Genomic DNA, 17,691 nt, shown 5'->3' with positions numbered 1-17,691 from the left:
TGTTTTGGATTATAGGCCAACGTTTATACCAAACGAGATAACTCGTGGTTGTGGAGCAGAATAAAAATCTACACCTTGATTAATATTTGTTGATTGATAATCGGCATTAACCTCAGGATCCCAACCTTTATATCCGGTTATAGTAGCCAAGTTTTGTGCAGTTGCAAATAACCTCAGTTTACTAAGTTTGATTTTACTTAAGATTGTAGTGGGGAAATTATATCCTAATGTTAATGTTTTTAAACGAATGTACGAACCATCAGAAAGATATCTTGTTGAGTTTCCTACTCCGTTTGCATAAAACAAACGTGGCTCTGGTGTAACGGTTACATCGCCTGGTTTATTCCAATAATCCATTTGATCTACAGTTTGGTTATCATAACCATTTGAAGCACTTGCGCTCATGTATTGCCCACCAGCATTAAAAATCTTATTTCCTTGTACTCCCTGCAAGAAGATGGTAAGATCAAAGTTTTTGTAAGAAAAACTGTTGTTAAGACCAAAAGTATATTTTGGGTTAGGATTACCAGCAAAAATTCGTTGTGCTTGATTGATGTCGTTCGTGGTTGATCGGTTTACATTCCCAGATGCGTCCGTTGTATTAAGATAATAAATTGCATCCCCATTGGCTGGATCTACACCTGCGTATTCTGGCAAATAAAACACACCAATTGGCTGATTAGATACAGCTGCATTGATTTCGTTGCTGTTTAAAACCTGTCCACCTAAGTTTGTTATTTTGTTGTTGTTTATGGCCGCGGTAATTGCAGTTGACCACTTGAATGCCCCAACTAAGTTTTCTGAATTAATTCCCAGTTCAAAACCTGTATTTTTTAATGTACCTAAGTTTTGTGTTATTGTTGAGAAACCTGTTGTTTGAGGAATTGGAACATCTAATAATAGCTCTGTAGTGTTTTTTTGATAGAAATCAAATACACCAGTAATTCTATTCTTAAGGAGACCAAAGTCCAAACCAATATCTAACTGTTTAGTTTTTTCCCATGTTAAATCTGGGTTCGCTATTCTTGTAGGGATTTGACCAGCACTGCCACCATAAGCACCTGTTCCACTGAATAAACCACGTGCAGAATAATTTCCAATTTCAGCATTACCTGTTAAACCATAACTTACTCTGAATTTTAATAAGCTTATGGTTTCATTCGTTTTTAAGAAATCTTCTTCAGAAGCAATCCACCCTAGTGATCCTGCAGGGAAGTATCCATACTTATGATTTTCACCGAAACGGGAAGATCCATCAGCCCTAATACTGAAACTAACTAAATAACGATCATTGTATTTATAATTTGTTCTAAAAAAATACGAAAGAAAGCTAAAAGCACTCTCATTACTTGATGCTGTTACCTTTGTGGCAGCGCTACCAAGTTTTATATATGCATCACTTGGGAAATCTTGACCTTCAATTGTACTGTATTTTGTAGTCGATTTTTGATAACTTGTACCTAAAACAGCATCAAATGTGCTTTTGCCTACAGTTTTGTTATAACTAAAAAAATTATTTGTATTTGCATTAATAACAAATGTAGAAATATTTTGTCCGTCACCATTTGCGGTTCCAGTATTTCTAAAAGTTAAAGCGCCATAATAACTCTCTTCATTTTGATTTAAGTTATCAATTGAAAAATCAGTACTAAATTTAAAGCCCTTTGCAATGTTTACATTCGCAAATGCTTTACCAATTGTTCGGTAAACAGTAGCCTTATAAAAAGCATTATCTACACCAATTAAAGGATTATAATATACTGGGAAATTGGAAGCTGCTCCAGGTAATGTACCACTAACCAATCCCGATCTTGGATCAATAAATGGCGTAATAGGAGATAAAGCAACAGCCTGCAATGGACTAGAAAACGCATTATCATTAGACAACCTATTATTTATACTGTTTGAAAAATTTAAGTTTACCCCAACCTCTAAGAAGTCAGTAACCTTATTTGTAAGGTTTAATCTTCCACTGTATCTCTTGTAGCTATTTCCAATAACAATACCTTGTTGATCTAAAGCTTGACCACCAATATAAAATTTCGTTTTTTCATTACCACCATTCAAACTTAAATCATATTGTTGAGTAATCGGATCATTTTGAAAAGCAGCCTTCTCCCAATTGGAATTAACCTTATAGGTTTGGTAGTCATTGTTGCCTGCTGAATATCTATTTAAACGGCTTTCAACGCTAGCAGCATAATCTGCTTTTGCAGCTGCCAAAGTTGGGTAATCTCCATTAAGAAAATCTTGGTTCGCAGCGCCTTCTCCAGCTCTGCGCAAAATTTGAACATATTGTTCTGCATTTAAAAATTCTCTATGGTTGGATGGTGTACTAACTCCGCCTAAAGCATTAAATTGAATAAGTGTTTTACCAACTTTACCCTGCTTTGTTGTAATTAAAACAACACCATTGGAAGCCCTAGCTCCATAAATTGCCGAAGCAGCGGCATCTTTTAAAACTTCTATAGATTCAATATCATTTGTATTAATATCTGCCAATGCACTTGTTGGAGCTGATGTGCTCGATAAATCAGCAGTTGTAATGGGAATTCCGTCAACAATATATAAAGGTTCACTACCTGCAGTAACTGATGATGCCCCCCTAACCCTTACAGTTATACCTTGGCCTAATTTGCCATTTTGAGATGATATGCTCACCCCGGCAGCCTTGCCCTGTAAAGCTTGCTCAAAGCTGGTTACAGGTAGGTTTTCCAGGTCTTTTGATTTTACGGATGCTACAGATCCTGTTAAATCCTTTTTAATCTGCGTACCATAACCCACAACAACCACATCGCTTAAGGTGTTGTTTTCTTCCTCTAAATTTGCATTAATGCTACTGCCTGTAATGGCAACTTCTTTTGTTTTGTACCCAATAAAGCTAAAAACAAGGGTTTTTGCATCATCTGGAACCGTTAGTTTATAAATTCCGGTGGCATCTGTTTGTGTTCCGGTGTTTGGAGAGCCTTTTACAAATACACTTACTCCTGGAATCGGTCCTGAAGTGCCTGAGCTTACCTTTCCGCTAATAACCTTGCCTTGCGAGAAAGCAAACGAAATTAAACCGAAAGACAAAATGAAACTTAATAGTAGTCTTTTCATCAAATTTTAGTTTAGTTAATAATGTTTTTATTTATTTAGGAAATGATAATTCCAATGTAACAAAAAGATAGGATATAGCTAAACGGAATGGCAAAAATTTGATTTTTTCTGATTGATTATTGTGTAAAAACAAACAAAGGCACTTCTTTCTTTGTTAAATAACCATAAAATCAATATTAAATATTAAAAAAATAAAGAAATGGATAAGTTAGAATTAAAAGGAAAGTGGAACGAGATAAAAGGAAAGGTAAAGCAAGCTTATGCAGACTTAACCGATGATGATTTGAAGCACGAAGATGGACAAGATGATGAATTATTGGGCAAACTTCAACAAAAAACAGGCAAGGGAAGAGAGGAACTTGTTAAATGGATCAACTCCTTATAGTACCAGCGGTAAAATAAACAAAACAGGCCATCACTTTTGATGGCCTGTTTTGTTTACTGGTATTTGTGACACGTTTATCCCAATATTTTTTTTAAATTTATACATCCTCAAAAGTTCTATCCAAATAATTTAATTGTTGCCACTATTCTTGAAATGAGTAAAACTTATTTTATTTATATCCTGCTAATGGGATTAACTTTTTCGCAAACCCTTTTTGCTGAAGATGTTAAGCCTGGGGTATCCTTTTATTACCGCCAACTGGATAACCGAAATGGTTTATCAAATAGTTCCATTAACTCAATTCTACAAGATAAAGATCAATTGTTGTGGATTGGAACCTGGGATGGGCTAAACCGTTATGATGGTGCACATTTTAACGTTTATAACCACAATATTGACAAAGCCGAAAACAGCATCGGGAGTAATGTAATCCAAACGATTAAAGAAGATAACCATAGTAACATTTGGATTAACACCATTGGAGGAATTTCTAGATACAATAAAAATACAGGTGCTTTTAGTCGTTATTTTTATAAAAATACCACTGCCCAAAAAATTAGAGAAAATGAGTACGAGCTTGTAATAAATACAAAGGGGGAGGTGTTCTGTTTTTCTGCCAATGGAATTTTGAGTAAATATAATTCTGCAAAGGATAAGTTTATCGATTATCAGAAGTTTCCGGTTTCGAACGGAATTGTTAAAATGAATTTCCTGAATGATAATCTTTGGTATTTAAATGCGAAAGAGGAATTGGTTGTTGCGCAGGTAACAAATCAGGGGTTAAAGACATTAAGGATTTTTAATCATTCAAGTGGGATTTCCAATTTTTTTACCATCAACAACCAGATCGTTTACACACTCAACAATGATAACCACTTTAAAATTGGAAATGACTTAAAGCCACAGCCATTGGCCATTTCTCAAAAAAGAATTAAGGCCATTACTTTTTATCAGTCTAATTATGTGGTTGCGTGGGAAAATCAAGGCATTACCATTTACGATCAAAATTTTAAGCCAACAAACTTCCTGAAAAACGAGACTAAACCCTTAGAAAACCTAAAAGTTACAGCTTTAAATGTTGGTCAAGATAAAGTGCTCTGGTTGGGGACAGATGGAAATGGGTTAATACAAATTTATCCGAAGGAAAACTATTTTGGCCTGTTAACCAAGATTAATGGAACAACCATAAATAAGCCAATTAGAGCTTTTGCTGAAGAAGGTGGAAATTTGTGGGTTGGTACTAAAGGAAATGGCGTTCTAATCTTCAATAATTTTTGGAAAGTGGGAACCGAAACCACAAAACCCCAAAGAATTGATGTAAATTCTGGTTTGGATAATAATTCTGTATTTGCCATGAAACGTGGCGCCGATCAGTTTATTTATATCGGTACCGATGGAAAGGGAATTTCGGTTTATGACCAGACATCGGCAAAAACCATAAGTTGGAACAAAATAAAGGGAACGGATAAGATTCCCGATTTTCGGTCAGTTTATACCATTGTTCAGGATCAGGATAGTTCGGTTTGGATTGGAACCAGTGGTTATGGATTAATTCATTTAAAATTAAGAAGAAATGTAGATCACTCGGTTTCGGTTCAAAGTTTTAAGCAGTATAATTCTTCATCGATAGAAAAAAATGGCCCTGGCAATGATATTATTTATGCTTTGGCAAAGGGAAAAGATAATAGACTTTGGATTGCCTGCAGATACGGTGGCTTAAGTGTTTTGGATCAAAAAACCGGAATATTTAAAACGTACAAGGCTTTGGGTTACGAAGGCAGTTTATCACATAGCGATGTGCTTTCGCTCTTTTACGATAGCAAAAACAGACTTTGGGTTGGTACAAGCTATGGCCTAAATTATTTATCGTACGCCGAATCACTCAAATCAAAACCAAAGTTCAGTAAAATTACAATGGACAATGGCTTGCCTAACAACACCATCCACGCCATACAAGAAGATGGGACAGGAAGTATTTGGTTGAGCACCAATAAAGGGCTGGCGAAATTAAATCCTGCAAACAACAGCATTGCGAATTATCAGGAAAGCGATGGTTTGCAGAGCAACGAATTTAGCGATGGAGCAGCATTAAAAGCATCAAATAACAATTTATTGTTCGGGGGAATTTACGGTTTTAATTACTTTCTCCCGAAATACATTACCGAAAACACCAAACAGCCCAATTTGCTTATTTCTGATTTGCAGTTGGGTGGTAAGCAGTTCGAAAATAATCAGTATTTAATTGTAAAAGCAAAACAGCAGCCGACAGAAGTTTTTGATTTGGAACGGAAAAGCAACTTTTTCCAGTTTTCTTTTAATGCGCTCAATTATTTCAATGCTTCGAAAAACGAATTTGCCTATAAATTAAAAGGGCTGGATCAGAATTGGCGCTACACAGGAACGGATGGAAAAATCGCCTACTACAATATTCCACCCGGAAAATACGATTTGTTGGTTCGATGGAGTAATGGAGAAGGAATCTGGACGAAAGTTGTGGTTGCTTTAAAATTAAATGTGAAGCAATATTTCTGGCTCACTTACCCAGCTTATGCCTTTTATTTTTTACTTCTGCTTATCGGAGGATATGCTTTCCATCTTTACAGAAAAAACAAGCTGGAGATGAAGTTCAAATTGGAACGCGAATACCTTTTCAGGCAAAAAGATGAAGAAGTGCATCGCCAGCGAATTAACTTTTTTACCAATATCGCTCACGAAATTCAAACCCCGCTTACCTTAATTCTGGGTTCTGTTGAGCATTTTATGCAACGGAAAAATATGCTCGATAAACCGATTGACAAGAATTACTTTTTATCGCTCGTTCATCAGCATACTGCCCGTTTAACTTATCTGGTGCAACAATTATTAGAGTTTAGAAGGGCAGAGGCAGGTTATTTAAAAAGGAACGACGATTATTTCGACATTACCAAACTGCTGAACAGCCTTACACAATTGTTCATTCCAGTTGCAGAAAAAAATGAACAGCGCTTCGACCGTAAAATTCAAAACGGAATAGCTGGCTTTATTGATAAGGACAAGTTTGAAAAGGTTCTGTTCAACTTATTATCAAATGCATTTAAACATGCAGGAGAAAAACAGGATATTCTCTTTTCGGTAAGCTTTAATGCTGAAGATCAGGATTTGGAAATTATCGTAGCCAATTCTGGCTGTAAGTTAAAAGAACAAGATTTGGAAAGCCTTTTTAAAGAGTTTCACATCGGCGAGGAAAATCAATTTGAGAAATTTAGCACGGGTATTGGCTTAGCTTTTACCAAAGAATTAATTGCCATTATGAATGGTTCAATCCAGGTTTCCTTAAAAAACGAATGGATTTATTTCAACTTTAAATTAAAGCTCAAGCAAGCTGTAGAGGGCAAACAAGACGAGGTAATTGCCTCTGCACCATCTTATTTATTCGAATCTATTTTAAAACCTTATCAGGATGAAGTAGCCGAAACGGTTGAAGAAAATAACAAAGTTGCACTGATAGATGATTTACAGGGCGTTGCAGAATACAGTATTTTAATTGTTGAAGATGATGCCGCTCTGCGTTTTTTAATCAAAAACATACTTAAAGACCAATACAATATTTACGAAGCTGAAAATGGAGTTTCGGCGATAGAGTTTTTAAAAAATAATACGCCTGATATTATTATTAGCGATGTTATGATGCCCGATATGGATGGACTTGAGCTTTGTAAATATGTTAAAACAGCGCCTGCAACTTGTCATATTCCATTTATCATGCTCTCTGCAAAGGGAACCGAAGAGAGTAAAACCGAAGGTTACGAAACCGGAGCAGATGCCTACATTCCAAAACCTTTTCACATAAACTATCTGCAAATGCGGGTTCGAAAATTGTTGGATTACCGAAATCGGATGAACCATTTGATTAAGGATAGAAACATTAACAACCAATTTGTTGATGTGGATTTGGAACAGGGGGATAAAGAATTTCTAAATGCTTTGGTTAAGGCTGTTGAAGAAAACCTTGCTGAGCCTGATCTCGATGCATCAAAACTTGAAGATGCTCTATGCATTAGTAAAATGCAATTGTACAGAAAACTGAAAACACTTGCAGGGATGACACCTTCAGAATTTATTAAGCGGATTAGATTGAAACACGCTGCGGTTTTACTGCAAAATTCGAAGCTTAACGTTTCAGAGATTTTTTATTTAACAGGCTTTAACAACAAATCCTATTTCTTTAGAGAGTTTAAGAAAATATATCATTTAGCACCGAATGATTATAGGCAAAAACAACACGAAGGATCTACAACGGCAGAAAGTATTTAATGCAATCGAAAAACAACATTATCTTAACAAAAACGATGTTTTTAGCTTGTTTTGCAACAATAGTGAACTAAAATGTTATTATAGTACACTCCGTTAGCTCGTCTCTTGGTCTATATTTGCCTATAATCAAATATAAATCAAATGAAAAAAAACAGACGTATTTATGCATTGTTGGTTTTCTTGTTTTTAGCCGTTTCGGGTTTCACAAGTTATGCACAAACAAAAGTAACGGGTAAGGTTACTGATGAAACAAATCAGCCTTTACCTGGAGTAGTGGTTATGCAGGCCAACACTCAAAACAAAACTTCTACCGATGGCAATGGAGTTTATGTATTAACCCTGCAGGCAGGCGCATCCCAATCCTTAACATTCACTTACATAGGTTACACTCCTGTAACTTTAAATGCTACTGGAGGCAATTTAAATGTAGCATTAAAGCCAAGCTCTCAATCATTAGATGAAGTTGTGGTTTTAGGCTACACCTCTCAAAAGAAAGCATCGATTACCGGAGCCGTTGGTTCTGTTAATATGGAAGATGCAGAAAAGCGTAGAGTGCCAGATGTTGCTCAGGTTCTTCAAGGTCAGGTTGCGGGTGTTGCGGTAACACAAAGCACCGGGGCGCCAGGCGATCCAATTACCATTAGAATTCGTGGTGAAGGTACAATCGGAAACAACAGCCCTTTATTTATTGTTGATGGAGTTCCATCTCGCGATATTTCTTTCTTAAACACGAACGATATTAAATCGTTAACGGTTTTAAAGGATGCTTCCGCAGCCGCAATTTATGGTTCTCGTGCATCTGCCGGGGTAATTGTAATTACCACTAAACAGGGTTCGGCCAATAAGACAAACATCGAAGTTAATTATTTCAACGGTGTTCAAAATGTAACCAATTTGCCAACCATGTTAAATACCACTCAGTATTTGGATAAGTTGCAAGAAGCTTGGAACAATGCGGGTTACGCTGGAACAAATCCATATAACGCAGAAAAAACCAGAACGGATTTGGCCAATACAGATTGGCTAAACGAACTTTTTGAAACCGGACATTCGCAAAGTGCACAGGTAAGTGCAAACGGAGGAAGCGATAAAGTTCAGTATTTATTATCTGGCGGTTTCTACAAACAAGACGGGATTGTAATTTTTAACAACGATCAATACAAACGTGTAAATTTTAGAGCCAATATTAATGCGAATTTAACGGATAGGTTTAAAATTGGAACTAATCTTCAAATTTCAAACGAAGCTCAGGATGCCTTATCATCAAAAGGTGATGCACCAGGGATTATTCGCCATGCCTTTTTAAGACCGCCAGTAATTCCGGTTTATAAATCGCCAAACGATCCAACTTATTCAGCTGCAAATCCTTTTACAGATTTACCTTTCTATAAAAATAACAATCAATCTACCGGTTGGGATCAAAACTTCGAAAAATCTCAAAACCCAATTGCTTTGGCCTATTTCAGTAATGATAAAAGAAATACGTTTAGAACTTTTGGTAATGCTTACGGAGAATACTCTTTCTTAAAGGATAAAGAATTAACTTTTAGAACCAATCTGGGTGTAGATTTATTGTTTAGACATAACAAAGCCTTTTTACAAAACTTTGGTGATGATGACGGTGGCGGTTCAGCAATTGATGCCGGACAGGGAAGAATCAATCGCCCAAATGGTTTAAATGAAGAACGCGGACAGGAAACCAATTTTACCTGGAACAACACCTTAAATTACGTTAAAACTTTCAACAAACATTCGCTAAGTGCATTAATCGGTTCAGAATACATCAGCAATAAAGCAGATGCAATTTCGGCATCAAGAAGAAGATACGATTATACATCGGGCACTTTCCAATACATTGATTTCGGTGGAACAGCTAATGATCTATATAATGGTGGTTCTGGCGCAGAATGGAGTTTGTTCTCTTTGTTTGGTTCGGTAAACTACAACTACGATAACAAATATTTCTTAACAGGGAATTTAAGGGGCGATGCTTCATCACGCTTTGCGGAAAACAACCGTTGGGGTTATTTTCCTTCGGTTTCTGCGGGCTGGAAAATCTCTTCAGAAGATTTCATGAAAAATGTTAGCGCAATTTCAGATTTAAAATTGAGAGCGAGTTACGGTAAACTTGGTAATCAGGAAATTGACAACTATGCTTACTTAACATTAATCCGTAAAGACGGCGATAAATATGTAACCGATCGTTACGGAAATCCAGATTTGAAATGGGAAACCACTACCCAAACCAATATTGGTTTAGATTTAGGTATGTTCAAAAATAGTCTATACTTATCGGTAGATTATTTTATAAAAAATACTTCGGGAATTTTATTGCCAATCTCACTTCCAAAATTTGTTGGAGATGTAAAACCAACTTATGTTAATGCTGGCGAGGTTCAAAATAAAGGTTTGGAGGTTGCTTTAACTTATACCAATAACAGCCACGCATTTAAATATTCAATTAATGGAAACCTGGCTACCTTAACCAATGTGGTTAAAAAACTTCACCCTAATTTACCAAGTATAATTGGTCAGGTTAGCCGGACTGAAGTTGGCCATTCGTTAAATGAATTTTATGGTTATAAAATGGTTGGCATTTATCAAAATACTGCAGAAATTAACAGCTATTTGCATGGAACTGCAACACATGATGAAAAACCTGGAGACATTAAATTTGCTGATTTAAATGGTGATGGTGTAATTAATGATAACGACAGAACTTACATTGGAAGTAACATTCCTAAACTAACCTATGGCTTAAACTTAAACGGTTCTTACAAAGGATTTGACCTATCGGTTTTGGTTCAAGGTGTTCAGGGAATCGATAAATTTAATCAGTTGAAACAAATTATAGATTACGATACCCGTCCGTTCAATTATACAGATGCTGTGTTGGGCAGCTGGCATGGAGAAGGTACATCGAACACCATTCCACGAGTAAGTTTTACCGATAACGGAAGCAGCAAAATCTCTAGTGTTTTCATTGAGGATGCATCTTATCTAAGAATAAAAAATGTAGAGTTAGGTTACTCATTCGGGCCAATGCTTAAAAAATTAAATCTAGGTGTACAAAATGTTCGTTTCTATGTATCAGGACAAAATTTATGGACTAAAACAAAATATACCGGATTAGATCCAGAAACGGTTGATGCAATAGACTACGGTACTTACCCTCAGTCAAGAGCATTTTTATTTGGCGTAAATGTTAAATTTTAATTAAAGAAGAATTATGAAAATCATATATACATCCGCAATTGCAGCAGTGCTACTTATGGCCGCTGGTTGTAAAAAAGAATTGTATAAAGATCCTATCGGATTGATTACGCCCGCTCAGGTCAACCTTGATCCAACGGCAAATACATTAACATCATCTGTAACATCGTCTTATCAAATGCTTTCAAGCACACTTAATTTATTGGGTGAGTGGGATTGGAGTGCAGGTACGGTTTTTAGAAACGACTATATCGTTCAGGATATTGCCTCTGATGATATGCAGAAAAAATGGAATCCCGATGGTGATCAAGCCTGGATGGATCAGGTAGATAATTTCAGCTTCATTGCGACAAACCAAGCCTTTAACGGAATATGGAGTTATGATTATGAGGGCGTTTCAAGAACCAATCAGGCAATTGCTTATTTATCTGATGATGCCATTGTAGCGAAAGTTGGTTTAAGCGCCGATTTAAGAAGCCGTTCTTTGGGCGAAGCTTATTTTTTGAGAGCTTATTACTATTTTGATTTGGTAACGAATTTCGGCGATGTACCTGTTGTTTTGGCTCCATTAAAAACTTTTAACGAAGCTTATGATGTTGCAAAACGTGTTCCTAAAGCTCAGGTTTGGGATCAGATCAATTCAGATTTAGCAAAAGCAAAAGCCGCATTGCCATCAGCCAAGTTTTCCAATACCACCGAAAAATGGAGGGTATCTAAAGGCGCCGTAATCGCGATGCAGGCAAAATCTGCTTTGTACAACGAGAAATGGGCCGATGTAATTACTTTGGTAAACGAATTGCAAACCCTAAACTTTTACGGACTTAATGCAAATTATTTCGACAGCTTTGATCAAACTAAAGAGTTTGCAGATAGCGAGGTAATTTTTGCTTACGATCATCAATCGGGTAAAACACCACGAAACGGTAATGGAATTTGCGCTCCATTGGGTTGGGGATTTTTTGCCCCAACCACCAATTTTATAAGTGCTTTCGAAGCAAACGATCCTCGCTTGGACTACACTGTAAACGTGAGTTCGCAAAATATTTATAAAATGTTGGGCGATAAAACCGGCGCAAATAAAGGGAATGATGATGCCGGAAATAACAGAATCTTTATTCGCTATGCAGACGTTTTATTATGGAAAGCCGAAGCCTTAAATGAAACAGGAGATTATGCCAATGCGGTTACACTCATTAACCAGATTAGAAGGAGAGCTAGAACATCGCCTACTATTGCTGGCGGAACAGCACCTGCCGGAACTTTGCCAGATCGTCCTGCATCTACCGATAAAGCGCAGATTAAAGCTTGGTTGGTTCAGGAAAGACGTGTTGAGTTAGGTTTCGAAAGTCAGCGCTTTAACGATTTAAAAAGATGGAAATTGGCGAAAGCTGTATTAACTGCAGCGGGCAAAAACTTCCAGGATAAAAATTATTTATATCCAATTCCACAGGGTGATGTAGATAAATCAGCCGGATCAATTACCCAAAACGCTGGTTATTAAAAAAGAATAAAAACCGGATGATGTAAAATCCGGTTTTTATTTAAAATTCTTATTCATTCATACCCAAGCCATTTTATTGATGGTAAAGGATTTCTATTCCCTAATATTATGACAGATAGCGCAAAAAGATTTTCCCAGAACCCAATTTTATCTCCTAAAGATTTAATTCCAAGCAGACCAGGATTAGAAATAGCATGTTTATTAAATCCCGGTGTATTTACTTTTCAAAATAAAACCTGGTTACTTATCCGCGTAGCAGAAAGACCAAAACAAAAAGAGGGCATAATCTCATTTCCGGTTTTGCGTGGCGATGGAATTGAAATCATCGAGATACAAGAAAACGATCCGGATTTAACTGCAACTGATCCTCGGGTTATAAATTATAAAGGCGCCGATTATTTAACAACCCTTTCGCATTTGCGCTTGGTTTGCAGTGATGACGGCATCAGTTTTTATCAGCCAGAGGGTTACCCATTATTACAGGGCGAAGGACCTGATGAGGCATTTGGAATTGAAGACTGTCGTGTTGCGTTAATAGACGGAACGTATTATTTAACCTTTACCGCAGTATCTGAACATGGCGTTGGCGTTGGAATGCGCACCACAAAAGATTGGAAAACTTTCGAGAAACATGGAATGATTATTCCGCCGCACAATAAAGATTGTGCCGTTTTCGAAGAAAAGATAAACGGTAAATTTTACACCTTACATCGTCCAAGCAGTGTGGATTTGGGTGGTAACTACATCTGGTTGGCCGAATCTCCTGATGGAATTCACTGGGGAAATCACAAATGCATAATCAAAACACGCAAAAACAGCTGGGATAGCAAACGTGTGGGCGCTGGTGCTGCACCTATTAAAACCGACAAGGGCTGGTTGGAAATTTACCATGGCGCTAATTCCGAGCATCAATATTGTTTGGGCGCATTTTTAATGGATTTGAATGATCCATCAAAAGTGATTGCACAAAGTGAAGAACCCATTATGAAGCCAATTGCCGAGTATGAGCTTTGCGGTTTCTTTGGTCAGGTTGTGTTTACCAATGGCCATACAATAAATGGTGATGAACTTACTATTTATTATGGTGCGGCAGACGAGTTTGTTTGCGGTGCCAAATTCTCAATTCAAGATATTTTATCCTCTTTAAAATATAATCATGCTGAATAAACTTAAGGCAGAAATTGCCCATTTTAAAAGTCAATCGTATAATTTTAGAGTGCTAACGCTAACCAATTTAATTTATAGCATTGTACTCCCGGTTATTGATATTTTTGTGGCCGCTTACGTAATGCGAAGCTCCAACGATCCGGTCAAGGTTGTTATTTATCAGTTAACAATTTACACAGGAATCCCAATTACCTTTTTCTTAAACGGTTACCTACTTAGCAAATTTTCAATAAAAACCTTATACTCTTTGGGCATGATGTTAAGCGGTGTTTCCATGATGGTGATGATGTCTTTAACCACTTTGGATAATACGGGGATTGGAATTGCTGGCTTAATTATGGGCATGTCATTCGGTTTTTACTGGGCCAATAGAGATTTTTTGGCACTGGCCATAACCAATGATGAAAACAGAAACTACTATTACGGGTTGGAAACTTTCTTTTATACCATAATTGCAGTGGTTATTCCGTTTTTAATCGGTTGGTTTATAGAACTTTATTCGGGTACAGGAGATGCGCATTTAGCTTACAAAATTGTAACTGGATTGGTGTTCGTGGTAACCATATTGGCCTCTATAATGTGTTTTAGAGGGAAATTCGAAAACCCGACAAATAAGAAATTCGTGTATTTCAAGTTCGATCCGTATTGGTATAAACTGTTAAAGTTGGCTACTTTAAAAGGTCTTGTACAAGGGTTTTTGGTTACTGCGCCGGCAATGCTCATAATGCTTTTGGTTGGTAAGGAAGGCGCCCTAGGAACCGCCCAATCTGTCGGTGCAATTATAGCCGCGGTATCGATGTACATTATTGGCAGAAACACTTCTCCAAAACATCGTTTATACGTTTTTGGAGCTGGATTATTGCTTTTTGCGATAGCTGCGGTAATTAATGGAGTTTTGTATAGCAGTTTAGGTGTAATATTGTTTATGCTTTTCCTTTTATTGGCGAAACCACTTTTAGATTTGGCTTATTTCCCGATCCAGTTTAGTGTAATTGATATTTTAACCAAAAAAGAAAAAAGAAGCGAATTTGCCTATATCCTAAATCATGAAGCTGGTTTGTATATTGGCCGTTTAACAGGAGCTGGAACATTTTTGATTCTAGCCTATTGTTTTTCAGTAGAAATTGCTTTGCGTTATGCTATTGTAACCGTTGCCATTTTACAGCTTGCCTCTTATTGGGTAGCCAAGGGAATTATTAAACAAGGAAAAATCGAAAATATAGAAGCTGCCCCAATTTTGAGTACCGAAGAGCCGGGTGTTGTTGCACCTGTAGGCTTGTCATCCTAAGCACAGCGGAGGATTCCCAAACGATGGAAATTAAACTTTAATAAAACCACACGCCAGATGGAAGGCCAGCAACCCAATTTAGTAAATACAAAAGGTTACAGATTCTTCGCTACACTCAGAATGACAAAACATGTCCCAGAACAATAAAATCAATTATGAAATTTAAAAACATACTTTTATCCACCTTATTTATACTTATCGCTTGTTTTTCTCAAGCCCAGATTAAGCAACTAAAACTTAATAGGGTAGAGGAAATGGCCAATCTTCCTCAACCGTTAAAAATTATCGATTGGAAATTGATGGCTCAGAACTTCGATAAAACCATTTACGATTTTAATGCCAAAGGCGATTATTGGCCAATGGTTTGGATGGACAGCACGAAGAAAAATTTCGATCAAAATGTAATGGGAATTTATACGGCTGTTGGCGATGTTAGGCAGGGTAAATTACATAACAAAGGCATGTTTCATGAGGCTTTAGCCAATATGGGTTCTGTTTTGGGCGCAAGTTTAATTGGGATTGACAAGAGTAATCAAAACGGTATAAATTATACTGCCATGCTGAAAAACTATTTTAATCGCGATACCAAGTGGAACATCATGATGAATAATACTGCACCAGAAGTTGCGCTGTTGGGCGGTGGTTATGGCAGAGATTGGTGGTATGATGTTTATCCAAACGTATTGTTTTATGCCATTTGCGAAAAGTACCCAAATGAAAAGGATTTTGATTGGATCGCCAAAAGCATAGCAGAGAAATTTTATAAGGCAGATTCCATCTTAAAAGGTGATTACAACTATTCTTATTTTGATTATGGACAGATGAAGCCAATGAAAAATCAAATCTGTGCGCAACAGGATGCCGCTGCGGGCCATGCTTGGGTTTTGTATGCAGCCTATAAGAAATTTGGCGATAAGCGTTATTTACAAGGTGCAATTAGTGCGATGACTGCTCTAGAAAGCAATAAAATAAATCCAACTTATGAATTGTTAATGCCTTTCGGTGCTTATTTAGCGGCAAGAATGAATGTAGAGCAAGGAACTACATTTGATGTGCAGAAACTTTTAGGCTGGACCTTTGATGGAACCGCAGTTTGCAGAGAAGGGTGGGGAGTGTTAACCGGGAAGTGGAATAATTACGATATTTCTGGTGTTGTAGGAAGTACCGTAGATCATGGAGGTTATGGCTTTTTAATGAATACTTTTGATGCGGCTTGGCCTCTGGTTCCCTTGGTTCGTTATGATCCAGCTTATGCGGATGCAATTGGTAAATGGATGTTAAATGCGGTAAATGCTTCAAGACTATTTTATCCACAATATATTCCGAATGAGCATCAAACCATTTTGCAGTCTGCAGGTGTAACCAAAGGTGTAATTGCTTACGAAGGCATAGCCAAAGGTTCTACTTTTGATACCCTCTATATGGATAAAATAGCGCCGGTTGCGCAGGGCGATGGACCAAAATGGGTTCCAGGTGAAAATCCTGATGTTTCACAGTTTAGTGTTTATGGAAGTGGGCATGTGGGTATTTTTGGAAGTATTGTAGAGAAAACAAATGTTGAAGGCATTTTAAAATTAGATGTACTTGCAACAGCTTTCTATAAATCGAAAGCTTATCCAACTCACTTGGTTTACAATCCTTATGGCCAAACTAAAGTTGTTTCTTACAAAATTAAAGGTGTAAAAAATGTTGATTTATATGATGCTGTAGCCCAAAAATTTATTGCAAAAAATGTATCTGCTAAAGCAAATATTCAAATTTTGGGTAATAAATCCGTTCTGATTGTTGAAACGCCTGCATTTAGTAAAATGTCAATGGCAAATCATAAGCTGTTGGCTAATGGTGTGGTGATAGATTATAAAAAATAAAATATTTACTGTGTTAAAAAAGCATTGCCTCTTGGCAATGCTTTTTTATTTGGTAAATTTTGTACAGCCTTGGAATAGTTTTTGCAACCTTTAAATAAATCCCAAAATTATGAAAGACAGAAGCTTAAAAGATTTAGCGAGAATTGCACTAGGTGCAGGATTAATATTTGCAGGAATTAGTCACCTCACTTTTGCAAGGAAAGAATTTAAAGCTCAGGTTCCGGATTGGGTTCCAATAAAGAAAGATGATACTGTTGTATTATCCGGCATTGGCGAAATTGCTTTGGGTACAGCTCTTGTGTTAACACCCAAAAAACATGAAAAAATTGTTGGGTTAGTTGCAGCAAGTTTCTTTGTTGCTGTATTTCCTGGAAATATCTCTCAGTTTGTAAACAAAAGAAGTGCTTTTGGATTAGATACAGATTCAAAAAGATTTCTTCGCTTGTTTTTTCAACCGGTTTTGGTTTATTGGGCTTTAAAAAGTACCGGTAATGATCTAAAGAAAATTAATTATAATTCTTATCATCATTGCGAGGGACGAAGCAATCCTACTACTTTGGGTTAGATAGCGACCGCATTAAGATTGCTTCGTGCCTCGCAATGACGATCGTTCTTATTAGGACGCTATAAACCCAGCAGAAGCATTGCCTACTTTCTTCGGTTTAGCGGATGGCGGGACTAACTAAGCCACATTGATACTGCCTTTCGCTTTCAAATATGAATAAAGGCTCATTAAAAATATAAATGTGACTAGTCCTGAAATAGCGATACAGGATTAATAAAAATTACAATTTAAATAGCAGTTAGTTCATTCTGGCTGCTATTTTTTCGTTTATAGGTCCTGATTTTAATTTTACTCTGCCTGTGCATATAC

9 protein-coding genes are annotated in these 17,691 nt (G+C 36.8%); 8 read left to right on the top strand and 1 reads right to left on the bottom strand.

All coding sequences use genetic code 11. The features are described 5' to 3' along the window. Nucleotides 1–9: 9 nt before the first annotated feature. The gene (locus DF947_RS08120; RefSeq protein ID WP_205940760.1) at nucleotides 10–3,102 is read right to left on the bottom strand and encodes a SusC/RagA family TonB-linked outer membrane protein; all 3,093 of its coding nucleotides are present in this window, start codon (nucleotides 3,100–3,102) and stop codon (nucleotides 10–12) included. A gap of 199 nt (nucleotides 3,103–3,301) precedes the next feature. Between DF947_RS08120 and DF947_RS08115 the strand changes: the two genes are divergently transcribed. The 8 genes from DF947_RS08115 (at nucleotide 3,302) to DF947_RS08080 (ending at nucleotide 17,382) form a co-directional block, all read left to right on the top strand. Next, nucleotides 3,302–3,487, top strand: coding sequence for a CsbD family protein (locus tag DF947_RS08115; RefSeq protein ID WP_109929230.1), 186 nt, complete (start codon nucleotides 3,302–3,304; stop codon nucleotides 3,485–3,487). A 153-nt stretch (nucleotides 3,488–3,640) separates the two neighbouring features. After that, nucleotides 3,641–7,780: a hybrid sensor histidine kinase/response regulator transcription factor gene (locus DF947_RS08110; RefSeq protein WP_240615342.1), complete on the top strand. Its 4,140-nt coding sequence runs from the start codon at nucleotides 3,641–3,643 to the stop codon at nucleotides 7,778–7,780. A gap of 141 nt (nucleotides 7,781–7,921) precedes the next feature. Then, on the top strand, nucleotides 7,922–10,996 hold the full coding sequence (locus DF947_RS08105) for a SusC/RagA family TonB-linked outer membrane protein (RefSeq protein WP_109929229.1): 3,075 nt from the start codon (nucleotides 7,922–7,924) through the stop codon (nucleotides 10,994–10,996). 13 nt (nucleotides 10,997–11,009) lie between these two features. Next, nucleotides 11,010–12,494, top strand: a complete 1,485-nt coding sequence (locus tag DF947_RS08100) for a RagB/SusD family nutrient uptake outer membrane protein (RefSeq protein ID WP_109929228.1) — start codon at nucleotides 11,010–11,012, stop codon at nucleotides 12,492–12,494. Between the two features lie 108 nt (nucleotides 12,495–12,602). Next, nucleotides 12,603–13,661 (top strand): glycoside hydrolase family 130 protein, encoded by a 1,059-nt coding sequence (locus tag DF947_RS08095; protein WP_109929227.1) that lies wholly within the window; start codon nucleotides 12,603–12,605, stop codon nucleotides 13,659–13,661. Then, nucleotides 13,651–14,949: an MFS transporter gene (locus tag DF947_RS08090; RefSeq protein WP_109929226.1), complete on the top strand. Its 1,299-nt coding sequence runs from the start codon at nucleotides 13,651–13,653 to the stop codon at nucleotides 14,947–14,949. The genes DF947_RS08095 and DF947_RS08090 overlap by 11 nt, the downstream gene beginning before the upstream one ends. A gap of 155 nt (nucleotides 14,950–15,104) precedes the next feature. After that, nucleotides 15,105–16,817 (top strand): hypothetical protein, encoded by a 1,713-nt coding sequence (locus DF947_RS08085; RefSeq protein ID WP_109929225.1) that lies wholly within the window; start codon nucleotides 15,105–15,107, stop codon nucleotides 16,815–16,817. A 109-nt stretch (nucleotides 16,818–16,926) separates the two neighbouring features. After that, complete coding sequence (locus DF947_RS08080; RefSeq protein WP_109929224.1) at nucleotides 16,927–17,382, top strand: DoxX family protein; 456 nt, start codon at nucleotides 16,927–16,929, stop codon at nucleotides 17,380–17,382. The last annotated feature ends 309 nt before the right edge of the window (nucleotides 17,383–17,691 follow it).

The sequence above is a fragment of the Pedobacter paludis genome (assembly GCF_003173575.1).
GTDB lineage: Bacteria > Bacteroidota > Bacteroidia > Sphingobacteriales > Sphingobacteriaceae > Pedobacter > Pedobacter paludis.
Note: the sequence above shows the minus strand (reverse complement) of the source record. Positions and strands in the feature narration are given on the sequence as shown.

Excerpts from the sequence above, each read along its gene's own strand:
- DF947_RS08120 (WP_205940760.1), bottom strand. The coding sequence starts at position 3,102 with ATGAAAAGACTACTATTAAGTTTCATTTTGTCTTTCGGTTTAATTTCG.
- DF947_RS08115 (WP_109929230.1), top strand. The coding sequence starts at position 3,302 with ATGGATAAGTTAGAATTAAAAGGAAAGTGGAACGAGATAAAAGGAAAG.
- DF947_RS08110 (WP_240615342.1), top strand. The coding sequence starts at position 3,641 with ATGAGTAAAACTTATTTTATTTATATCCTGCTAATGGGATTAACTTTT.
- DF947_RS08105 (WP_109929229.1), top strand. The coding sequence starts at position 7,922 with ATGAAAAAAAACAGACGTATTTATGCATTGTTGGTTTTCTTGTTTTTA.
- DF947_RS08100 (WP_109929228.1), top strand. The coding sequence starts at position 11,010 with ATGAAAATCATATATACATCCGCAATTGCAGCAGTGCTACTTATGGCC.
- DF947_RS08095 (WP_109929227.1), top strand. The coding sequence starts at position 12,603 with ATGACAGATAGCGCAAAAAGATTTTCCCAGAACCCAATTTTATCTCCT.
- DF947_RS08090 (WP_109929226.1), top strand. The coding sequence starts at position 13,651 with ATGCTGAATAAACTTAAGGCAGAAATTGCCCATTTTAAAAGTCAATCG.
- DF947_RS08085 (WP_109929225.1), top strand. The coding sequence starts at position 15,105 with ATGAAATTTAAAAACATACTTTTATCCACCTTATTTATACTTATCGCT.
- DF947_RS08080 (WP_109929224.1), top strand. The coding sequence starts at position 16,927 with ATGAAAGACAGAAGCTTAAAAGATTTAGCGAGAATTGCACTAGGTGCA.